Source organism: Aquicoccus sp. SU-CL01552 (genome assembly GCF_040365005.1).
Taxonomy (GTDB): Bacteria; Pseudomonadota; Alphaproteobacteria; order Rhodobacterales; family Rhodobacteraceae; genus Antarcticimicrobium.
Window position 1 is genome coordinate 116,573 of record NZ_BAABWV010000001.1, and the last position, 20,388, is coordinate 136,960.

General features: G+C 64.5%; 18 protein-coding genes. 14 read left to right on the top strand and 4 right to left on the bottom strand.

Annotated features, from left to right (window positions below):
* Positions 1-36: 36 nt before the first annotated feature.
* The 5 genes from ABWV23_RS00605 to ABWV23_RS00625 all read left to right on the top strand — a co-directional run bounded on the left by ABWV23_RS00605 (position 37) and on the right by ABWV23_RS00625 (position 4,994).
* On the top strand, positions 37-936 hold the full coding sequence (locus ABWV23_RS00605) for a PfkB family carbohydrate kinase (protein ID WP_353343849.1): 900 nt from the start codon (positions 37-39) through the stop codon (positions 934-936).
* Positions 933-1,847 carry a pseudouridine-5'-phosphate glycosidase gene (locus tag ABWV23_RS00610; RefSeq protein ID WP_353343851.1) on the top strand — a complete coding sequence of 305 codons (915 nt, stop codon included), beginning with the start codon at positions 933-935 and terminating at the stop codon, positions 1,845-1,847. The genes ABWV23_RS00605 and ABWV23_RS00610 overlap by 4 nt, the downstream gene beginning before the upstream one ends.
* 88 nt (positions 1,848-1,935) lie before the next feature.
* Positions 1,936-2,613, top strand: a complete 678-nt coding sequence (locus ABWV23_RS00615) for a DUF502 domain-containing protein (RefSeq protein WP_353343853.1) — start codon at positions 1,936-1,938, stop codon at positions 2,611-2,613.
* A gap of 96 nt (positions 2,614-2,709) precedes the next feature.
* Positions 2,710-4,344 carry a tetrathionate reductase family octaheme c-type cytochrome gene (locus ABWV23_RS00620; RefSeq protein WP_353343855.1) on the top strand — a complete coding sequence of 545 codons (1,635 nt, stop codon included), beginning with the start codon at positions 2,710-2,712 and terminating at the stop codon, positions 4,342-4,344.
* Positions 4,341-4,994: a cytochrome b/b6 domain-containing protein gene (locus ABWV23_RS00625; RefSeq protein ID WP_353343857.1), complete on the top strand. Its 654-nt coding sequence runs from the start codon at positions 4,341-4,343 to the stop codon at positions 4,992-4,994. Before ABWV23_RS00620 ends, ABWV23_RS00625 begins: the two co-directional genes overlap by 4 nt.
* A gap of 6 nt (positions 4,995-5,000) precedes the next feature.
* On the opposite strand, the gene ABWV23_RS00630 is transcribed toward ABWV23_RS00625, so the two are convergent.
* Both ABWV23_RS00630 and ABWV23_RS00635 read right to left on the bottom strand, forming a co-directional pair.
* Positions 5,001-6,035 carry a patatin-like phospholipase family protein gene (locus ABWV23_RS00630; RefSeq protein WP_353343859.1) on the bottom strand — a complete coding sequence of 345 codons (1,035 nt, stop codon included), beginning with the start codon at positions 6,033-6,035 and terminating at the stop codon, positions 5,001-5,003.
* Positions 6,032-6,805 carry a 3-hydroxybutyrate dehydrogenase gene (locus tag ABWV23_RS00635; RefSeq protein ID WP_353343861.1) on the bottom strand — a complete coding sequence of 258 codons (774 nt, stop codon included), beginning with the start codon at positions 6,803-6,805 and terminating at the stop codon, positions 6,032-6,034. The genes ABWV23_RS00630 and ABWV23_RS00635 overlap by 4 nt, the downstream gene beginning before the upstream one ends.
* A gap of 408 nt (positions 6,806-7,213) precedes the next feature.
* Here ABWV23_RS00635 and ABWV23_RS00640 point away from each other — a divergent pair, with 408 nt between their 5' ends.
* Complete coding sequence (locus tag ABWV23_RS00640) at positions 7,214-9,007, top strand: extracellular solute-binding protein (protein WP_353343863.1); 1,794 nt, start codon at positions 7,214-7,216, stop codon at positions 9,005-9,007.
* A 60-nt stretch (positions 9,008-9,067) separates the two neighbouring features.
* Here the strand turns inward: ABWV23_RS00640 and ABWV23_RS00645 are convergent, their stop codons facing one another.
* On the bottom strand, positions 9,068-9,691 hold the full coding sequence (locus ABWV23_RS00645; protein WP_353343865.1) for a helix-turn-helix domain-containing protein: 624 nt from the start codon (positions 9,689-9,691) through the stop codon (positions 9,068-9,070).
* A 64-nt stretch (positions 9,692-9,755) separates the two neighbouring features.
* Here ABWV23_RS00645 and ABWV23_RS00650 point away from each other — a divergent pair, with 64 nt between their 5' ends.
* The 8 genes from ABWV23_RS00650 (at position 9,756) to ABWV23_RS00685 (ending at position 17,617) form a co-directional block, all read left to right on the top strand.
* Positions 9,756-11,285 (top strand): class I adenylate-forming enzyme family protein, encoded by a 1,530-nt coding sequence (locus ABWV23_RS00650; protein ID WP_353343867.1) that lies wholly within the window; start codon positions 9,756-9,758, stop codon positions 11,283-11,285.
* On the top strand, positions 11,282-11,950 hold the full coding sequence (locus ABWV23_RS00655; protein ID WP_353343869.1) for a DsbA family oxidoreductase: 669 nt from the start codon (positions 11,282-11,284) through the stop codon (positions 11,948-11,950). The genes ABWV23_RS00650 and ABWV23_RS00655 overlap by 4 nt, the downstream gene beginning before the upstream one ends.
* Positions 11,929-12,357 (top strand): potassium channel family protein, encoded by a 429-nt coding sequence (locus ABWV23_RS00660; protein ID WP_353343871.1) that lies wholly within the window; start codon positions 11,929-11,931, stop codon positions 12,355-12,357. The genes ABWV23_RS00655 and ABWV23_RS00660 overlap by 22 nt, the downstream gene beginning before the upstream one ends.
* Before the next feature lie 80 nt (positions 12,358-12,437).
* Positions 12,438-13,634: a multidrug effflux MFS transporter gene (locus tag ABWV23_RS00665; protein WP_353343873.1), complete on the top strand. Its 1,197-nt coding sequence runs from the start codon at positions 12,438-12,440 to the stop codon at positions 13,632-13,634.
* A gap of 256 nt (positions 13,635-13,890) precedes the next feature.
* Entirely contained in the window at positions 13,891-14,562 is a 672-nt protein-coding gene (locus ABWV23_RS00670; RefSeq protein ID WP_353343875.1) for a TetR/AcrR family transcriptional regulator, read from the top strand.
* A 276-nt stretch (positions 14,563-14,838) separates the two neighbouring features.
* On the top strand, positions 14,839-15,840 hold the full coding sequence (gene dctP / locus ABWV23_RS00675) for a TRAP transporter substrate-binding protein DctP (protein ID WP_353343877.1): 1,002 nt from the start codon (positions 14,839-14,841) through the stop codon (positions 15,838-15,840).
* Between the two features lie 65 nt (positions 15,841-15,905).
* A complete protein-coding gene (locus ABWV23_RS00680; RefSeq protein WP_353343879.1) occupies positions 15,906-16,337 on the top strand; it encodes a TRAP transporter small permease in 432 nt (143 codons plus the stop codon).
* Positions 16,334-17,617 (top strand): TRAP transporter large permease, encoded by a 1,284-nt coding sequence (locus ABWV23_RS00685; RefSeq protein WP_353343881.1) that lies wholly within the window; start codon positions 16,334-16,336, stop codon positions 17,615-17,617. Before ABWV23_RS00680 ends, ABWV23_RS00685 begins: the two co-directional genes overlap by 4 nt.
* A 106-nt stretch (positions 17,618-17,723) precedes the next feature.
* Here the strand turns inward: ABWV23_RS00685 and ABWV23_RS00690 are convergent, their stop codons facing one another.
* On the bottom strand, positions 17,724-20,126 hold the full coding sequence (locus ABWV23_RS00690) for a GcvT family protein (protein WP_353343883.1): 2,403 nt from the start codon (positions 20,124-20,126) through the stop codon (positions 17,724-17,726).
* Positions 20,127-20,388 lie beyond the last annotated feature (262 nt).

Here is a 20,388-nt window from a genome sequence, read left to right on the forward strand (position 1 = left end):
CTTGCGCCCTTTGGCAAATGACGGCACAACCGCTGCATGAACTCGCCCGCGCCCTCTCCAATCCTGTGCATCGGCAGCGTCCTTTGGGACGTCATCGGTCGCTCTCCCGCCGCGATGCGGGAGGGGGCGGACATGCCGGGGCGGATCACCCGCCTGCCCGGCGGGGTGGCCTTGAACATTGCCATGGCGCTGGCGCGTCACGGGCTGCGCCCGACCCTGCTCAGCGCGGTTGGCCGCGACCCCGAGGGCGATGAGCTGATCACCGCCTGCGCCGGGCTTGGCCTTGTCACCGATCACATCCACCGTCCCGAAGATCTGCCCACCGACCGGTACATGGCGGTCGAGGCGGCCAACGGGCTGGTTGCCGCCATCGCCGACGCCCATACGCTTGAGGCCGCCGGCGCGCGCATCCTTGCGCCGCTTGTCGATGGCACGCTGGGCGATCCCGGCGCGCCCTTTGGCGGGATCATCGCGCTGGACGGCAACCTGACCACGGCGCTGCTGGCCGAGATCGCCGAGAGCCCGGCCTTTGCCGCCGCCGACCTGCGCATCGCGCCCGCTTCGCCCGGCAAGGCGGACCGCATCGCGCGGTTCCTGCGCCACGGACGCAGCACGCTCTACCTCAACCTCGAAGAGGCCGGGTTGCTCTGCGATACCCGCTTCGAGTCCGCCGAGACCGCCGCCCGGGCCCTGCTGGCGAAAGGCGCCGTGCGGGCCCTGGTGACCGATGGCGCCCGCCCCGCCGCCGACGCCCATCGCGACGGTGTTCTCAGCCTCGCGCCGCCGGAGGTCGCCGTAGCCCGCGTCACCGGCGCCGGCGATACCTTCATGGCCGCACATATCGCGGCCGAGACCCGGGGGCACCCGCGTGACGCGGCGTTTCATCACGCGCTCGCCGCCGCCGCCCGTTACGTTTCAGGAGAGACATTACATTGATTTACATGACATTTTCCGCCGAAGCCGCCCGCGCCCGGTCCTCGGGTCAACCGTTGGTGGCGCTTGAAAGCACGATCATCACCCACGGGATGCCCTATCCGCAGAACGTCGCCGTGGCGCTCCAGGTCGAGGCCGATATCCGCGCCGCCGGGGCGACCCCGGCCACCATCGCGGTGATCGAGGGCCGGCTGCACATCGGACTCGAGGGCGAGTTGCTGCAGACACTGGGCAAGATGACCGATGTCGCCAAGCTGTCGCGCGCCGACCTGGCGCCCTGCCTGGCCAGTGGCGGCACCGGTGCGACCACCGTCGCGGCCACCATGATCGCGGCGAAACATGCCGGAATCTCGGTCTTTGCCACCGGGGGCATCGGCGGTGTGCATCGCGGCGCCGAAACCACCTTTGACATCTCTGCCGACCTGCAGGAACTGGCGCAGACGCCGGTCACCGTGGTCTCGGCCGGGGCCAAGTCGATCCTTGATATCGGCAAGACGCTGGAGGTGCTGGAAACCCTCGGCGTGCCGGTAATCGTGCCGGGGCAAGAGGTGTTCCCGGCATTCTGGTCGCGCCGGTCGCCCTATGCCGCGCCGCTGCGGATGGACGATGCCGAAACCATCGCCCGCGCCCATGGCGCGCGCAAGGCGCTGGGCCTGCCCGGTGGCCAACTGGTAGCCAACCCGATCCCGGAGGCGGACGAGATCCCCTCCGAGGTGATGGCGCCGATCATCGCCGCCGCGCAGATGGAGGCCGAGGAACAGGGAATCACCGGAAAGGCGGTCACGCCCTTCCTGCTGGACCGGGTGTTCAAGGCGACGCGCGGCAAATCCCTGCGTGCCAACATCGCGCTGGTTCGGAACAACGCGGTGCTGGCGGCACAGATCGCCCAAGCCTTGCGCAGGGTTTCGACCTGAGGGCGGTTCCGAGGCTGTGCCGGAGGCCTGACCATTGTAGAGTGCCGGGCGAATCCATATCTTCGCCTTCGGACAGGATGGAACACCGATGAACACCCCATTTGACGAGGAACCGCATCGCGGCCCGGGGCTTCTGGCCCGGCTTCGGGGGGCGTTCCTGACCGGGCTGGTGGTGATCGCCCCGGTGGGGCTGACGATCTGGCTGATCTGGTCGGTTGTGGGCTGGATCGACGGCGTCGTGCTGCCGCTGGTGCCGCAAACCATGCGCCCCGAGCAATACATCGGCATCAACCTGCGCGGCGTCGGGGTGATCATCTTTCTGATGTTCACCGTCATCGTCGGCTGGATTGCCAAGGGGATCATCGGCCGGTCGCTGATCGGCTTTGCCGAACGTCTGGTCGACCGGATGCCGGTGGTGCGCTCGGTCTATTCCGGGATCAAGCAGATTTCCGAGACGGTTTTCGCCCAAAGCGAAAGCTCGTTCGAGAAAGCCTGCCTGATCCAGTATCCGCGGCGCGGGATCTGGGCCATCGGCTTCATCTCGACCACCGCCAAGGGCGAGGTGGCGCAGCGCGCCGAAACCGGCGGCCGGCTGATCAGCGTTTTCGTGCCCACCACGCCGAACCCGACCTCGGGCTTCCTGCTGTTCTTTCCCGAAGAGGACGTGACCGAACTCGACATGACGGTCGAGGATGCGGCCAAGCTGGTGATCTCGGCCGGGCTGGTCTATCCGAACGAAAAGGACCCGACCCGGCCGCCGGCGTGATCCGGCCGGTTTCACTTTGACCTCGATCAAGGTGCGGCCCGGCGATGTGTCAGAACATGCGCGGCAGAATTATCATTTCCAGCCGGGAGGTCTCCCTTGCCACCTCGTGTTTTGACCGCCGTAGCCGTCGCGCTGTTCCTCGCGGCCACCGGCGCCCTCGCGCAGATGAGCGAGGCGCCCGGGATCCCCGGAACCGGCAGTACCGCCGACCATTCCCAGTTCAAGATCCTGCAGCAGGAGTTCAGCTCCGGCCCGGCGGTGACCGAGGCCTGCGTCAAATGCCATACCGAGGCCGACGACCAGGTGATGCACTCGATCCATTTCACCTGGGAGTTCGAGCATCCGGGGACCGGTCAGTTGCTGGGCAAACGCAACGTGATCAACGCCTTTTGCGGCAACGTCGTGGGCAACGAACCGCGCTGCACCTCCTGCCATGCCGGCTATGGCTGGGACAACATGAACCAGAGCCCGCAACAGGAGTCGGTGACGCCCGACTGCCTTGTCTGCCACGATCGCTCCGGCGAATACACCAAGAGTTCAACCGGCGCCGGGATGCCGCCTCTGGCCCCGGTCAAGCCGGGCACCAAGACCATCACCGGCGCCGATGCCTGGCCGGTCGATCTGTCCAAGGCGGCGCAAAGCGTCGGCATGCCGGGGCGCGAGAATTGCGGCCAGTGCCATTTCTACGGCGGCGGCGGCGACAATGTTAAGCACGGCGACCTGTCCTCGGTGCTGTTCAACCCGTCGCGCGACGTCGACGTGCACATGTCGCCCGATGGCGGCAACATGGTCTGTTCCGACTGCCATGTCAGCGATCAGCACAGCTGGGCCGGCTCGCGCTATGACGTCATGGCGGCCGACACCAAGGGGCCCGGCATGCCGCACCGGCGGCGCGATGTGGCCACCTGCCAGAGTTGCCACGGCACCGAGCCGCATCCCGTGACCCTGAAGGGCGTGAAGCTGAACGACCATACCGACAAGCTGGCCTGCCAGACCTGCCACATCCCCGAGTTCGCCCGCGGCGGCGTGGCGACCAAGATGGAATGGGACTGGTCCACCGCCGGCAAGATGGGGGCGGACGGCAAGCCGCTGACGCGCGAGGGTTATACCCAGGGCGACGGCAAGCATCGCCACACCTACCTGGCGACGAAGGGCGATTTCGTCTGGGAAGAGAACGTCGAACCGCTCTATGAATGGTTCAACGGACAGGTGGAATACACCCTGAGCGACGAGACCATCGATCCGAGCAAGGTGGTCGAGGTCAACAGGATCACCGGTGACCCCGCGGACGGCAACAGCCGGATCTGGCCGTTCAAGCGGCTGGACGGGCGGCAGGCCTATGATGCCGGGTTGAACCGCCTTGCCTACAGTCACGTCTGGGGGCCGACCACCGACAGCGCCTTCTGGACCAACTTCGACTGGTCCAAGGCGATCGCGGCCGGGATGAAGGCGGCCGGCGCCGAGTATTCGGGCGAATACGGTTTCGTCGATACCCACATGTCCTGGCCGATCACCCATATGGTCGCGCCGGCCAAGGATGCGCTGGATTGCGCCGAATGCCACGCCGCCGACGGCCGCATGGACGGGATCGACGGGGTCTACATGCCCGGGCGCACCCCGTTCAGCACCGCCGGGGTGCTGGGCCTTGCGCTGATCGCGGCGACCGCGCTGGCACTGGGCATCCATGCCTTGGGACGGATTTTCACTGGCAAGGACGGAGACGCGTCATGACCGAACGGTTCGTCAAGATCTATCCGCGTTTCGAACGCTTCTGGCACTGGACGCAGATGGCGCTGATCTTCGTGCTGATGTTCACTGGGCTGGCGGTGACCGGGCTGAACGGGCTGATGCCCTTTGGCCCGGCGGTGATGCTGCATATCATCACCGCGCTGGCGCTGATCCTGCTGTGGGTCTTCGCCATCTTCTGGCACATCACCACCGGCACCTGGGTGCATTACGTGCCCACCACCGAGGGGCTGTTCAAGGTCGCCCGTTTTTATGCCTGGGGCATCTTCAAGGGCGAGAAACACCCCTATCGCAAGGCCTATTGGCGCAAGCACAACCCGTTGCAGGCGCTGACCTACCTGGCGCTGAAATTGGTGCTGTTCCCGGCGATCTGGGTCACCGGGGTGATCTACCTGACCTATAATTTCTGGGACAGCGTGCCCAATGCCACGCTGTGGCTGACCATCGTGGCCAACCTGCACCTGCTGGCCGGCTTTGCCATCGCCGCCTTTGTCATGGCGCATGTCTACCTTTTGACGGTCGGCGGATCGTTCCGCGCCCACGTCCGGCCCATGGTCACAGGGTTCGACAAGGTGGACCTGACGCCCGAGGAAGAGGCCTATCTCGAGCAGGACGAGCCGGTGCGCATCCGCTGAACCGTCTCAGCCGAACATCTCTTCCAGGTTGACGCTGTGGCGTAGCCCGATGTTTGGCGCATCGCGATCAAGGAAGGTCTGCGCCGACGCGCGTCCGGCCTCTTTCAGACGGGCCAGGACCGACGGGGTCGGCACCACCTTGGTCGCGATCGAAAGCTCCTGCATCAGGGCATCGTCAGCGATCATGTGGACGAAGATCCGCGCAACCCGGTCGTCCCTCAGCGCGTTCTCGTCCATGACCTGTTGCGCGTAATGGATCGCCCGCAATTCTCGCAGCAGCGAGGAGTTGAAGCTGATCTCGCTGATCCGGTTCTCGATCTCCTGCGGCGATCTGGGCACCTCGGGGCGTTCCAGCGGGTTGATGTTCACCACCACCACGTCGGGGGGCAAATGCGGCTTGAACAGCGGGAACAGCGCCGGGTTGCCGGTATAGCCACCGTCCCAATAGGCCTCGACCTCGCCGGTCTCGGGGTCCTCGATCTCGACCGCCTGGAACAGGTTCGGCAGGCAGGCCGAGGCGAGCACCGCCTCGGTGCTGATATCGCGGCCTGAAAACACCCGGATCTTGCCGGTACGGACCCGCGTGGCACAGATGAACAGTTCCGGCGCCGCATCGGCGCAGACCCGGTCGAAATCCATCGCCCGCACCACCGGGTCCAGCGGATTGAGGTAGAAGGGGCCATAGGCATAGGGCGAGACCAGCCGCGTCCAGGCATCGGCCAGCGAGAACGGCAGCGAGTACTCGATCCCGCGTGCCATCTGCGCCGGCTCCAGCACACCGGCCCAGTTGCTCAGCCGCATGTCGCCCACCGCCCCCATCCGGCCCCAGAGCCAGTCGAGGTTTTCGCGCGCGCCCTCGCGCCCGCCCGAGACCATCCCGGCCTTGAGCGCCGCCGCGTTCAGCGCCCCGGCCGAGGTGCCGGTAATCGCCGCGATCTCCAACGTCTCGTCTTCCAATAGCCGGTCGAGCACGCCCCAAGTGAAGGCGCCATGCGCGCCCCCACCCTGCAGCGCGAGGTTGATGACCCGTTTCTTGGTCAAAGTGCGGTCCAGCCGCCGTCGACGCTGATCGTGGTGCCGGTGATCTGGGTGGCCGCGTCCGAGCACAGGAACACGGCGGTGCCGCCCAGTTGCTCGACAGTGGCAAAGGCCTTGCTCGGCTGGCGTTCCAGCATGACGTTCTTGATCACGTCCTCGCGGCTCATGCCGTATTCCTTCATGGTGTCGGGGATCTGCGCCTCGACCAGCGGGGTCAGGACGTAGCCCGGGCAGATCGCGTTGGCGGTGATCGGCTCCTGCGCGGTTTCCAGCGCCACGGTCTTGGTCATGCCGACGATGCCATGCTTGGCCGCCACATAGGCCGATTTGTAGGGCGAAGCGGTCAGCCCGTGCGCCGAGGCGATGTTGACCACCCGGCCCCAGCCCGCCTTGCGCATCAACGGCAGCGCGGCGGCGGTGGTGTGAAAGGCCGAGTTCAGGTTGATGGCGATGATTGCATCCCATTTCTCGACCGGGAACTCGTCGATCGGCGCGACGTGCTGGATCCCGGCGTTGTTGACGAGGATGTCACAGGTCCCGGCCTGTTCGATCAGCGCGCGGCATTCGGCGCCCTTGGACATGTCCGCCTTGATATAGCGCGCGGTGACCCCGGTTTCCTTGGCGATCTGCGCCGCCAGCGCGTGATCCTCGTCCCGGTCGGTGAAGGAGTTCAAGACAACATCGGCCCCGGCGCGGGCCAGTTCCCAGGCCACGCCCAGCCCGATTCCTGAGTTCGATCCGGTGACGATGGCGGTTTTTCCGGTCAGTGACATCCTGTTCCCCTTTGCTTGATTTCACGCGCATCCTGACATGCTGCACATGCGAAATATACATGAAAGCGGCGCCGGAAAACCCCGGCGGCGTTTTGTCCTTGCGGCGCAGGGCAGAAGGGGAATAAGGCCGGGCATGGTCCACCCGGACCGACCGATGCCCCCCCCCGAGGGGCGATCCCGATCAACCGGAAACCTGCCCAAAAAAAACGCCCGCACAAGGCGGGCGTTAAGTTATTGAGGCAGGTTTCATACAGGCAAGAAACCTATCGAGCAGTGAGGTCTTTATAAGCAATTCCCGGCGCTTCTCCAAGCTAAAAGTTTGAAAACACGCGAATCCCCCGTTAGCGTCACCATAAACGATACGAGCAGATCATGATTGTTTCCAAAGTGCGACCGGGCTTCTCTCCCATGGCGAGGGCGTTCCTGAGCGGAATCGCCCTTTATATTAGCGTTCAACTCGCCCAGGCGGCGCCAACGCATGGCATAGCTATGTATGGTGAGCCTGCGCTCCCACCTGATTTTGTGTCCCTGCCCTACGTCAACCCGGATGCCCCCAAGGGCGGGCGCGTGGTGTTCGGCAATACCGGCGGCTTCGATTCGCTCAACCCTTTCGTGCAGAAAGGCACCGCGCCCTGGCAGTTGCGATTCTGGGGCTACGAATCGCTTCTCGGTCGATCCTGGGACGAACCGTTCACGCTTTACGGTCTTCTGGCCGAATCGGTGGAAACCGCGCCGGACCGATCCTGGGTCGAATTCACCCTGCGCGAGGGCGCGAGGTTCTCGGATGGCAGCCCGGTGACGGTCGAGGACGTGATCTGGTCCTACGAGACATTGGGCACCAAGGGGCACCTGCGTTATCGTGGATTCTGGGGTCAGGTCGCGCAGATCGTACAAACCGGGCCGCGTTCCGTACGGTTGAGCTTCACCACACGTGACCGCGAGCTGGCGCTGATCGCCGGCATGCGCCCGATCCTGAAAAAGGCACAATGGGAGGGCAAGGATTTCACCGCCTCGGGGCTGGACGAGATCCCCATCGGCACCGGCCCCTACGTGGTGACCGATTTCGAGCCGGGCCGGTTCGTCACCCTCGCGCGCGATCCCGACTACTGGGGCGCGGATCTGCCGTTCCGGCGCGGCACGCAGAACTTCGACGAGATGCGGATCGAGTTCTATGGCGACGGCACCGTGCTGTTCGAGGCGTTCAAGGCCGGCGCGTTGTCTGCGGTGCGCGAGTTCAACGCCGAGAAATGGGACCGGCAGTATGATTTCCCGGCGGTCCAGCGCGGCGATATCGTCAAATCCGAAATCCCGCACAAGCGGCCCTCGGGGATGACGGGGCTGGTGATGAACACCCGGCGCGGCGCCTTTGCCGACTGGCGCGTGCGCGAGGCGATGCTGCTGGCCTTCAACTTCGAATACATCAACGACACCATGACCGGCGGGGCGCAGCCGCGCATCACCTCGTATTTCTCCAACTCCGAACTGGCCATGCATCCCGGCCCCGCAACCGGCAAGGTGCGCGATCTTCTGACGCCCTTTGCCGACAGCCTGCCGCCCGGCGCGATCGAGGGTTATGCCCTGCCCGAGGGCGACGGCACCGCGCGCAACCGCGCCAACCTGCGCCGCGCAATGGACCTGTTGAACGCCGCCGGATGGACGGTACAGGACGGGGAGTTGCGCAATGCCGGTGGCGCGCCTTTTGCCTTTTCCGTGCTGCTGCGCCAGGGCGACGGCGAGATGCAGCGCGTCGTCGACATCTATGCCACTGCGCTGTCGCGGCTGGGCATCACGCTGCGGGTCGATACGGTGGACGATGCCCAGTATGCCGGGCGGGTGGCCGCGTATGATTTCGACATGACCACCTTTCGTCGCGACCTTTCGCTGTCACCGGGCAACGAACAGCGGCTGTACTGGGGCAGCGCGGGGGTGGAGCAGCCGGGCACACGCAACCTGATGGGCATGGCCTCGCCCGCCGCCGACGCGCTGATCGATACCCTGCTCGAGGCCGAGGCGCACGAGGATTTCACCGCCGCCGTGCGCGCCCTCGACCGGGTTCTGACTGCCGGGCGCTATGTCATTCCGATCTGGCAGTACGACGTCGGACGGATCGCCCATATCCGGCAGATGAAATACCCCGACCGCCTGCCGGCCTATGGCGACCGGATGAATTTCATGCCCGATGTCTGGTGGTACGAGGAGTGAGTGCGCGACGGTCATGTCATCCCGGGTCGGACCCGGGATGACCACCGCGGTGCGTGCGGCTCAGGTCAGCGAGGTCACCCAGAGGATCGTTGCATCCTCTTCGCTGGTCGAGATCACGTTGTGGCCCATGGCCGCGTCGTAATAGGCGCTGTCGCCCCGGCGCATCTCGATCGGCTCGTAAAACTCGGTATAAAGCTTGATCACCCCGGTCAGCACGTAGAGAAATTCCTCGCCATCGTGGCGCACCCAGCCGTCGAACTCCTCCATGCGGCGGGCCCGCACCCGGGCGCGATAGGGCAGCATGGATTTCTTGGTCAGGCTTTCGGCCAGCAACTCGTGCTCATAGGTGGCGGTGGCGTAATCGGCCCCTTCGCCCGAGCGGGTCAGCGCCATGCGCCCGTTCACCTGTTCGCGCTGCGGCGGGGTAAACAGTTGCGGCACCGAGATCTCCAGCCCGACGGCCAGCTTCTTGAGCGCCTCATAGGTCGGTGACATCTGGCCGTTCTCGATCTTGGACAGCGTCGAGCGCGCCAACCCGGCCTGCCCGGCCGCCTGTTCCAGCGTCCAGTTGCGGGCCTTGCGCAGCTCGCGCACACGGGCGCCAAGGTCCAGCGGTTCGGCCTCGATTTCCGGGCCGCCGCTGCGGGCGATACGGATGATGGATTTGGGGTCTCGCGCGGTCATGATGCTTCTATATGGACGCAGGGGACCGCTTGCAACGGGCACGGGGCCACGCTAGCCAATTGCCATGCTCTCCATATTCGATCAAGGCCCGCCGTCGCCCTGCCCCGCCCCCTTCAACCTGGCCGCCTTCGTGCTGCGCCGGGCCGGGGACTCTCCGAACAAATGCGCGCTCTCGGTGCTGCGCCGCGACGGCTCTGACGACTGGAGCTATGCGGAGCTGGAGCGCGCGGTGCGCGGCACCGGCACCGGGTTGCTGCGCGCCGGGCTGGAGCCGGGGCAGATCGTGCTCTTGCGGCTGGGCAACACGGTGGAGTTCCCGATTGCCTATCTCGGCGCCATCGCCGCCGGGCTGGTGCCGGTGCCGACCTCGTCGCAGCTGACCGAACCGGAAACCGCCAAGATCATCGCCGAGCTTAAACCGGCAGCGGTGCTGCGCGACCCCGAGATCGCCTGTGCCGATCATCCGCTGCAGATCGACATCGCGGCGCTGGAGGCGATGCGCAGCCTGCCCGCCTGCGACTGGGCGATGGGCGATCCCGAGCGGCTGGCCTATGTCGTCTTTACCTCCGGCACCTCGGGCAGCCAGCGGGCGGTGGCCCATGCCCACCGCGCCATCTGGGCGCGGCAGATGATGGTCGAGGGCTGGTACGCGCTGACCCCCGAGGATCGGCTGTGCCATGCCGGCGCCTTCAACTGGACCTATACGCTGGGCACCGGGCTGATGGACCCCTGGACCATCGGCGCCACCGCGCTGATCCCCGAACCGGGCACCGATATCGCCATGCTGCCCGATCTGCTGCGCGAACACCGCGCCACCATCTTTGCCGCCGCGCCGGGGGTCTATCGCCGGATGCTGCGCGACCGAGAGGCCCTCGCCCTGCCCGACCTGCGCCACGGTCTCACCGCCGGCGAGAAACTGCCGCAGGATCTGCACCGCCGCTGGGAGGCGCTGACCGGAACCGGGCTGCACGAGGCCTATGGCATGTCCGAATGCTCGACCTTCATCTCGTCCAGCCCGGCCAATCCGGCGCGCGGCGTGGCGCTGGGACAACCGCAGGTGGGGCGCCGCCTGGCAATCCTGGGCGAGGACGGTCAGCCGGTGCCGCAGGGCGAACCGGGGGTGATCGCCGTGCACAAGGACGATCCGGGCCTGATGCTGGGCTATCTCAACGCGCCCGACGAGATGGCCGCGCGGATGCAGGGCGACTGGTTCCTGACCGGCGATCAGGGCGCGATGGCGGTGGACGGGCAGATCACCTACCTGGGCCGCGGCGACGACATGATGAACGCCGGCGGCTACCGCGTTTCGCCGGTCGAGGTGGAATCCGTGCTCGGCACCCATCCCGGCATCGAGCAGGTCGGCACCGCCGAGGTCGAGATCAAGCGCGACACGAAGATCATCGTCGCCTTTTACACCGGGCCGAAGGAACTGGACGAAGCGGAGTTGCGCACCTATGTCAACGGGACGCTCGCGCGGTACAAGCAGCCGCGCGCCTTTGTTCACCTTGATGCGCTGCCCAGTGGCGCCAATGGCAAGCTGTTGCGCCGCGCACTGCCTGCTTATTTCCCAGCCCGGAGTCCCGATCCCGCATGACCAACCAGACCGTCAAGCTCGACATCCTGTCCGACCCGATCTGCCCCTGGTGCTATATCGGCAAGGCCAGCCTTGATCGGGCGCTGGCCGAGATCCCCGATCACCCCTTCGTGATCGAGTTTCATCCGTTCCAGCTCAACCCCGACATGCCCGCCGAGGGGATGGACCGTCGCGCCTACCTGGAGGCCAAGTTCGGCGGCAAGCAGGGCGCCGCGCGCGCCTATGCACCGATCGTGGAGCATGCCGAGGCCGCCGGGCTGACTCTCAACCTCGACAAGATTCAGCGCACGCCCAACACGTTGGACGCGCATCGGCTGATCCACTGGGCCGGGATCGAGGGGCGCCAGTATGCGGCCAAGGCGGCGCTGTTCCAGGCCTATTTTGTCGACGGGCGCGACATCGGCGACCACGAGGTGTTGTGTGATCTGGCCGACAGCCTCGGGATGGATGCCTCGGTGGTGATGAAACTGCTCTCCTCCGACGCCGACCGCGAGGATATCCGGCGGCGCGATGCCCATAGCCGCGAGATGGGGGTCAATTCGGTTCCCACCTTCATCGTGGCGGGCAAACATGCCGTACCGGGTGCACAATCGGCCGAATTGTGGCAGAAAGTCATCAAGGAGATACAGGAGCAGAGCGCAGATTGGCCCACTTCAAGTCCCTGACACTGATCTTCAGCCTGCTCTCGGTGATCGCGCTGGGGACGGTGTTCTTTCACATCGTCGAGGGCTGGGGCTGGGTCGATTCCTATTTCTTCACGGTGGTGACGGTTTCCACCGTGGGATACGGGAGCCTCGTTCCCGCCACGATACTGGGCAAGATCGCGGCGACGGTGCTGATCTTCTTCGGGCTGGGCATCTTCGCCGTCGCGATCCACGAATTCGCCGTCTACAACATGCGCAAGCGCGAGGAAGAGGCCCTGTGGCTGATCGCGCGGCTGGGCCACAACACGCCCCAGCACCATATCCACCATCTGCATGAGAACGAGATCCAGGAAGCCGAGGAAGAAGGCGAGCTGCCCGCCGCCAACGAGGACGATCAGCCGCACGGACAACACGCCCCGGCGGAATGACGTTTCACGGCCTCTGGCCTCGCCGAGAAACGCGTGATACCGGCAGCGCGTAACCTCGCGGAGTTCCCATGCAGAATCGAATGTCGCGGACCGAATTCATCGCGCTGATCGCGATGATGTTCGCCACCATCGCCTTTTCCATTGATGCGATGCTGCCGGCGTTGCCGGAAATCGGCGCGCAACTCAGCCCCGACAACGTCAACCGCGCGCAGCTGATCCTGACCGCCTTTGTCCTGGGCATGGGGGCCGGCACCTTCGTGACCGGGCCGTTGTCGGACGCCTTCGGGCGCAAGCCAGTGATCTTGGCCGGCGGCATCATCTACATCACGGCAGCCTTCGTGGCCTGGTCCAGCACCACGCTCGAGGTGGTCCTGGCGGCGCGTCTGGTTCAGGGGTTGGGCGCGGCCGGCCCGCGCGTCGTGGCGATGGCAGTGGTGCGCGACCTTTACGCCGGGCGCCAGATGGCGCGCATGGTCTCGATCGCCATGATGATTTTCACCATCTTCCCGGCCTTTGCCCCGCTGATGGGCGCGGGCATCATCGCGCTGGCGGGCTGGCGCGGCATCTTCCTTGCGTTCATCCTGTTCTCGCTGATCTCGATGCTGTGGATGGAACTGCGCCTGCCGGAAACGCTGGCCCGGGAAAACCGCCGCCCGTTCCGCGCGCCGCTGCTGGGGGCCGCGCTGCGCGAGATGGCGACACATCCCACCGTGCGCCTGTCGATCCTGGTCCAGACCCTGTGTCTTGGAACGCTGTTCTCGATGATCCTGAGCGTGCAGCCGATCTATGACGTCATATTCGACCGCGCCGACAAGTTCCCGATCTATTTCGGGGTGGTGGCGCTGATCTCCGGTTCGGCCAGCCTACTCAACGCGGCGATCGTGGTGCGGATCGGCATGCGCCGGATCGTCACCTGGTCGCTGGGCGCCCAGATTGCACTTGCGGCGGTGATGCTCACGGCGGGCGAGATCGGTCTGGCGCGCGACGTGTTGTTCTGGGTCTTCGTCGTCTGGCAGACCTGCCTGTTCTTCATGACCGGCACCACCCTGGGCAATCTGAACGCCATCGGGATGGAGCCGATGGGCCATATCGCGGGCATGGCGGCCTCGATCATGGGCGCGCTGTCGACGGTCGGCGCGGGACTGCTTTCGGCGCCGGTGGGGCTGATGTTCAACGGCTCGGTCCTGCCGCTGGCCGCCGGGGTCCTGGTGTTCTCGTCCATCGCCTTTGCCCTGATGCTGCACATGGGACGGATCGAAAACCGCAATCAGATCTGACCCTGTCGCCCGCGCCCGGTTTCGGCGCGCGCCGGACCATGGTCCCGGTTGCACATTGACACATCGCGACGTGGCCTGAGCCGCGGTGGCGCCGGCCTGTCACGACCCGGTATCGCATTGCCGCAGGTTGGCGTGTTTTTGTACAAAAACAGGAAACGCGCGGTCATTTCATGATGGATTACAGTTCATTGTGGCCCTACCGATTTTAGTCTATCGTGTACATGATAGTGCATCCCATTGGGCGAAAGCAGGTTCCATGACTTCCAAGGCCACGCCGAAAACCAACCGGGGCGTTCGCGGACCAGCGCGGACCACCCGCGAGGATTGGCTCAATACGGCAATCGACACCCTGATAACCGAAGGCGTCGACCAGGTGAAAGTTCTGACGCTGTCGCAGAAACTGGGCTGCGCACGGTCCAGTTTCTACTGGTATTTCAAGAACCGGACCGAACTGCTGGATGCGTTGCTGGATCATTGGGCGGCGACCAATACCAAGGTTCTGATCGAAGCGGCGGGCGCGAAAAGCGACACGATCTGTTTTGCGCTGGGGCATCTTCTGGCGGCGTGGGTGTCGAAGGGAAATTTCGACACCAAGCTTGATTTCGCGGTGCGGGACTGGGCCCGTCGCTCTGGCGGCGTGCGGCGCGTTCTCGACCTTAACGAAGGGGCGCGCCTCGAGGCGATCGCGGCGATGTTTCGCAGGTTCGACTATCCCTATGGCGAAGCCGACGTCCGGGCGCGGATCGTCTACTTCACGCAGATCGGTTACGACCTTCAGGAAACGCACGAAAGCTGGGATACCCGGGTTGCGCGCGGTCGCGATTACCTGTTCTGCCTGACCGGACGCGAACCCTCCGAGGAAGAGGTGCAGTTCCTGTCCAAGCTGGTTTATGACGGGCTGACCGACCAGCCCGCCCAACAGGCGTGATGTCGCGCGCCCGGCAAATTACCCGACACGATGCCACCTTTCCGGGCGGCGAAAGACGAATCGCTCCCGGGTATATGTACAGGTGTGATGCCCTTCATCACTTTGACTCCACCCCCCCCCCGGCAGGAGATTGGCCTTGAATCCGTACCATAGACGGTCGTTTCTACCGGTTTCACATCGGCGCCATCTTCCGAACTTCCTCCCTTTTTTGAACGCGATTGACATTTTGTACATTTTTGTACCTAGCTGTGAGAGGTTCAATCAGGGAGACCATTGATGGGAAGCTTTTCGAAACGTCTGGCGGCCGCGGTGTGCGCTACCGCCTTGTTCGGCTCTATCGCCGCCGCCCAGGACGTCACGCTGAAACTGGCGACCGATTCCGGTGCGCGCGGCTCTTCGGTCGGGGACGCCATGGAAAAATGGGCGCAGATGATCGAGGAAGGCACCAACGGCGAGGTCGACGTCGAGATCTTCTATCAGAACGAGCTTGGCGGTCAGCAGGAGGTCTTTGACCTGTTCATGGCCAACGACGTGAACCTGATGATCAACTGGCCGATGACCTCTTATGACGGGCGTATCGCGGCGATCTACACCCCCTACATGTTCAAGGATTGGGAAGACGCGCTTGCCGCCTATGGCGAGGGCGGCTGGATGAACGGCGTTCTGGGCGGCATCTACACCGATCTTGGCCTGAAATTCTTTGGCGCCTGGCCCGAAGGGTTCAACGGCGTCGCGACCAAGGGCGGCTATGCCTCGACCATCGAAGAGGCCGCGAAGTTCAAGATCCGCGTGCCCCCGGTGACGCCGATGGCCGAAACCATTGATGCCCTGGGCTATCAGACCGCGACGATCGACTGGGGCGAACTGTTCACCGCGATTCAAACCGGTGTCGTGGATGGCGATGGCGCCAACGTGATCTATTGGGATTACGAGTATTTCCGCGATACGCTGGATTACTACACGGCGCTGGGTCAGCAGTTCAACACCGGCATCATCTCGATGAACCTCGAAGCCTGGGACAGCCTGACACCCGAGCAGCAAGAGGTGATCGCCTCCAGCTCGCAGGAGATCATGAAGATCGGGTTTGACGGTGCAAAGGCGCTTGATCAATCCTATGTCGATGCCGCCAAGGCCGCCGGGATGGAATATATCGAGCTCCCCGAGGAGACGATCGCGGAGTTTGCCGCAGTGGTGCGGGAAAAGGTCTGGCCGGTCATGGAGGACAAGCTCGGGGCCGAGATCATGCAGGCCATTCGTGACAACGCGAGCGAATTTTGAGCGCTGGCACCCCCCAAGATGGCACCATCATCGCAAGGGCGCTTGGCGCCTTTGCGGCTGTCAACATGGCCATGCTCACCGGATTGACCCTGTACCTGGTCATCGCGCGTGACCTGTTGCACACGGACGCCGGCTGGGCGCAGGAGCTCGGTATTCTCTGCGCGATCCAAGCCTATATGACCGGCGCCCTGATCGCCGCCTCGCGCCGTGCCCAGATCAACATCGATTGGCTCGAACAGCGGCTCGAGGCCGGGCGCGCGGCCCGCCTTCATCAGGCCGTCGTCGCGATCGTGGTGATCGTCGTGACCCTGTTCTTCTGCTACTGGGCCTGGGAAATGCTGGCATGGAACATGAATCGGCCACAGGTCACGCCCGCGCTGGGCCTGCCGCTGTGGATCTTTCAGATCTCGATCCTGCTCTGTGCGATCGGCTGCACCGGCTACGCGATCCGGGATCTTGTCCAGGCGATCGGATTCACCAAGGAAACGCTGGAATGACCGTCTTTCTCGTCCTTGTGTTGCTCATCATCCTGATGTCGATCGGGGTGCCCGTCGTCTGGAGTTTCGGGGCGATCCTTGCGATCATGACCCTGCTGTTCGACGTGAACCCCAGCACCCTCATGCTGCAGGGATTTCGGTCGCTCAACTCGGTCATCCTGCTGTCGTTGCCGCTGTTCATCCTGACCGGCTACCTGATGGAATCCGGCGGCGTCGCCAAACGTCTCATCGCCTTTGTGACCCGGTTGTCCTCCGGCAAGACCAGCATCGGCAACACGGTGGTGATCTCCTCGGCCATTTTCGGAGCCATCGCGGGCACCGCCACGGCGGCGGTGGCGTCGATGGGCACGATCCTGAGCAAGCCGGCCTCGGAACAGGGCTATGACAAGGGATACGTCGCCGCGCTCCTGGGCATGTCGTCGCTGTTGGGGATCCTGATCCCGCCGTCGATCACCCTGATCCTGTTTGCCGTCGTCACCCGGCAATCGGTCGCGGCGCTGTTCGCCGCAACGCTGGGACCCGCGATCCTGCTGATCATCGGGCTGCTGATCTATAACGCGGTCGTGGTGACCCGCCGGTTCGACGTAAAGGCTCCTCGGACCGGAAATCGGGCGCCGCTTGGCAAGGTCACGCTTGAGGCTGCGCCTGCCCTGCTTTTGCCCGTGATCATTCTGGGCGGCATCTATGGCGGGATCTTCACGCCGACCGAGGCCGCCGCCGTCGCCGCCGTGGCAACGCTGTTGATCGGCGCGGTCATCTACCGAGAGGTCTCGTTCAGGTCGTTTGCCCGCACGCTTGTCGACGCCAGCCAGACCACCGGGTCGATCATCCTGATCCTGCTGTTTTCCTTCATGATCTCGCGCGTTCTGACCGCCGAGCGGATTCCGCAGAACATCACCGAGGTCGTCTCGGCCATCGCCACCACGCCGATCGCGGTCATCCTGCTGGTCAACGCGGTTCTGGTCGTGGCCGGCGCGCTGATGGACGACCTCTCGGTCACCGTGGTCATCGCGCCGCTGTTCCTTCCGGCGGTCACCGCAGCCGGGATCGATCCCGTGCAATACGCATCCATCGTGGCCTGTTCGGTGGTGATCGGGGCCAACAGCCCGCCGGTCGCGCCGATCCTGTACATGTCGAGCCACGTGACCGAGGCCCCCGTGGTGGCCGCGATGCGCGCATCGGCGGGGTTGATCCTCTGTGTCGGGCTGCCGGTCCTGCTGGTGACGACATTCTGGCCGGGCCTGTCGCTCGCCATCCCGCGGTACTTCGGGTTGATGTAACCGCCCCGTGCCGCCGGCGTTTCGCGCCTTCAGCGGGTCCATTCATCAGAGACTTTGACGCGGCAAGAAGCCACCACCGGAGCTCGGTGGTGGCAAGCTTTCGACCTCAGGCGCGCATCCTGCCGCCGGTCGGATCGTAGGGAGAGTCCGCGATGACCTTCGCGGCGCGTTCCTCACCAACGATATGGACCATGACAGTCTGTCCCGCCGTCGCCAGCTTGGGGTCGATCAGGGCCATGGCGAGGCTTTTGCCGACGCGATAGCCATAGGCGCCCGAGGTGGTCATGCCGATGACCTTGCCTTCATGCCAGACCGGCTCGAACCCGATGGCATCGGCGTCGCCCTCCTCGACCTCGAGCGTCACGAGGATCCTGTCGGGATCGCCCGCGTCCAGGGCGGCCTGTTGGCCGATGAACCCCTGTTTGGATGTGTCGATCCAACGCTCCATCTTGGTCATCTTCGGCGTGTAACCTTGCGTGAACTCGGCGTTCCAGATGCCGATGCTCTTTTCGAGCCGCATCGAGAACATGGCCTGGAACCCGATCTCCCGGATGCCGAGATCCTTGCCGGCCTCGAGCAGCATCTTGCGCAACAGCGCGTGCTGAGTGACCGAGCCGGTAATCTCGACCGCGACCTCTCCCGAAAGCGACAGCCGCGCGACCTTCACCCGGTACAGACCGAGGTCGGCCTCCATGCAGCGCATCATCTTGAGGTCCGACAGATCGGTGTCGGTGATCCGCGACAGAAGTTCAAAGGTCCGGGGACCGTTGAGCGAGAACCCGGTCAGCGCGTCCGAGATATCCTCGATTTGCACGTCGAATCCGTCGCTGTTCAGGTCGAACCAGCGCTTATGGAAGGCCCGCAGGTAATAGGAGCCCATCAGCCAGTATTCGCCACCGCCCCAGTTGAAACAGGTCATGTCCCCCTTCAGGCGACCCTCCTGCCCCAACATCACCGCCAGTTTCACGCGCCCCGGTTCCGGCAGCTTGCTGGCCACGACCCGGTCGAGCCATGCCTTGGCATCCTTGCCGGTGATGCGATAGCGCGCAAAGCCCGAGATATCGAGCAGCCCGACCGCCTCTTGCGTGGCCTTGCACTCGGCCTCGATGAACGGCGCGGCTTCGGACCGTTTCATGGTGCCGGGTTCCTCGAAATCCTTCGGTGCGAAGTAGAGCGGGATTTCGAGGCCCCAGCTGGTGCCCCAACGGGCGCCCGCCGCATCCATGCCCTCGAAAGCACCCGGAACCTTGAGCTTGCGACCCGCCGGCAGCTGTTCGTTGGGATAGGTCAGGACGAAGCGGCGCGAATAGAATTGGGCGGTGGTCTGGCGGATGTATTCCTTGTTCGACTGGTGCAGCCCGAAGCGAGCCACGTCCATGCCGTAGATGTCCTCTTGCGGCTCGCCGTTGATCATCCATTCCGCCAGTGCCTTGCCGACACCGCCGCCCTGCGAAAAGCCCGCCATCACGCCGCAGGCCACCCAGTAGCCGCGCGGGCCGGTCGGGCCGACAAGCGGGTTGCCGTCAGGCGCAAAGGTAAAGGCCCCGTTGACCCACCGCTTGATGCCGACGCTGTCCAGACCGGGAAACCGTTCGAACCCAAGCGACAGTTCCTCGCCGATCCGGTCGATGTTTTCCGGGATCAGGTCCATGCCGTAATCCCAGGGCGCCCCGTCCATGTTCCAGTGAACCGCCTTGGTCTCGTACACGCCAAGCAGCAGCCCGTCGCGTTCCTGCCGGGTATAGGTGTAGCCTTCCGGGTCGACGACGATCGGCATCTCGCCCTCGAAGGCAGTGAGCGCATCCCATTTCTCGGTGATGAGATAATGGTGTTCCATCGGCGTGACAGGCAGGTCGACGCCGACCATGCGGCCAAGCTGCTTGGCCCAGAGGCCGCCGCAGTTGATCACGTGTTCGGTGTGGATCGTGCCCTGCTCGGTCACCACGTCCCAACTGCCGTCGGCGCGTTGGTTCAACGCGGTGACCCGGTTGCGCAGGATCACGTCGGCGCCGCGCTTTTTCGCGGCGGTGGCATAGGCATGTGTCGCCCCGTTCGGGTCAAGGTAGCCTTCGTTCGAATCGTAAAGGCCGCCCAGAACGTCGGACGTCTTGATGACCCCCTTGGTGAGTTCCTCGACCTCTTTCGGGCCGAGCAGTTGCGCGGTGTCGACGCCGAGCGCCTTGAAGGTGGCCCAGCCGGCCTTGGTCTGTTCCCAGCGCGCCGCGTTGGTCGCCAGGTTCACGCCACCGGTCATGTGCAGACCGCAACTCACGCCGCTTTCTTCCTCGATCTGCCGGTACAGCTTGATCGTGTAGTCCTGCAGCGCGGCGATGTTCGGGTCGCCGTTCAGGGCGTGAAATCCGGCAGCCGCGTGCCAGGTGGAGCCGGCGGTGAGTTCGCTCCGCTCGACCAGGGCCACGTCGTGCCAGCCGAACTTGGTTAAGTGATAAAGCACCGAGGCGCCCACGACTCCGCCGCCGATGACGACGGCCTGATATGAGGATTTCATTCGCACTCCCTGATTTGACATGTGCAACTCTGGCGGAGGTTAGGATAAAGGTACAGTTCTGTCCATAATTGCTTTCACGGGTCCAGCTCGCTGGACAGAGCCTGCCGGTTTCATATGAAACACTGGACTATCATGAACCTCTCTGGCGCTATGTCGGTGGCAGGTGTGCACGCGATTCCAATCCGCTGTGTACAGGAATGGACATTATCCATTGCAAAAGGGACGTGATCGGCTATTTTCACCCCTGCTGACGCAACGAGCG

What these genes read in the sequence shown, in the direction of transcription:
- ABWV23_RS00670 (WP_353343875.1), top strand. Translation starts at nt 13,891, where the DNA reads ATGACTTCCAAGGCCACGCCGAAAACCAACCGGGGCGTTCGCGGACCA.
- ABWV23_RS00685 (WP_353343881.1), top strand. Translation starts at nt 16,334, where the DNA reads ATGACCGTCTTTCTCGTCCTTGTGTTGCTCATCATCCTGATGTCGATC.
- ABWV23_RS00665 (WP_353343873.1), top strand. Translation starts at nt 12,438, where the DNA reads ATGTCGCGGACCGAATTCATCGCGCTGATCGCGATGATGTTCGCCACC.
- ABWV23_RS00615 (WP_353343853.1), top strand. Translation starts at nt 1,936, where the DNA reads ATGAACACCCCATTTGACGAGGAACCGCATCGCGGCCCGGGGCTTCTG.
- ABWV23_RS00625 (WP_353343857.1), top strand. Translation starts at nt 4,341, where the DNA reads ATGACCGAACGGTTCGTCAAGATCTATCCGCGTTTCGAACGCTTCTGG.
- ABWV23_RS00690 (WP_353343883.1), bottom strand. Translation starts at nt 20,126, where the DNA reads ATGAAATCCTCATATCAGGCCGTCGTCATCGGCGGCGGAGTCGTGGGC.
- ABWV23_RS00640 (WP_353343863.1), top strand. Translation starts at nt 7,214, where the DNA reads ATGGCGAGGGCGTTCCTGAGCGGAATCGCCCTTTATATTAGCGTTCAA.
- ABWV23_RS00655 (WP_353343869.1), top strand. Translation starts at nt 11,282, where the DNA reads ATGACCAACCAGACCGTCAAGCTCGACATCCTGTCCGACCCGATCTGC.
- ABWV23_RS00680 (WP_353343879.1), top strand. Translation starts at nt 15,906, where the DNA reads ATGGCCATGCTCACCGGATTGACCCTGTACCTGGTCATCGCGCGTGAC.
- ABWV23_RS00635 (WP_353343861.1), bottom strand. Translation starts at nt 6,805, where the DNA reads ATGTCACTGACCGGAAAAACCGCCATCGTCACCGGATCGAACTCAGGA.
- ABWV23_RS00645 (WP_353343865.1), bottom strand. Translation starts at nt 9,691, where the DNA reads ATGACCGCGCGAGACCCCAAATCCATCATCCGTATCGCCCGCAGCGGC.
- ABWV23_RS00650 (WP_353343867.1), top strand. Translation starts at nt 9,756, where the DNA reads ATGCTCTCCATATTCGATCAAGGCCCGCCGTCGCCCTGCCCCGCCCCC.
- ABWV23_RS00605 (WP_353343849.1), top strand. Translation starts at nt 37, where the DNA reads ATGAACTCGCCCGCGCCCTCTCCAATCCTGTGCATCGGCAGCGTCCTT.
- dctP (WP_353343877.1), top strand. Translation starts at nt 14,839, where the DNA reads ATGGGAAGCTTTTCGAAACGTCTGGCGGCCGCGGTGTGCGCTACCGCC.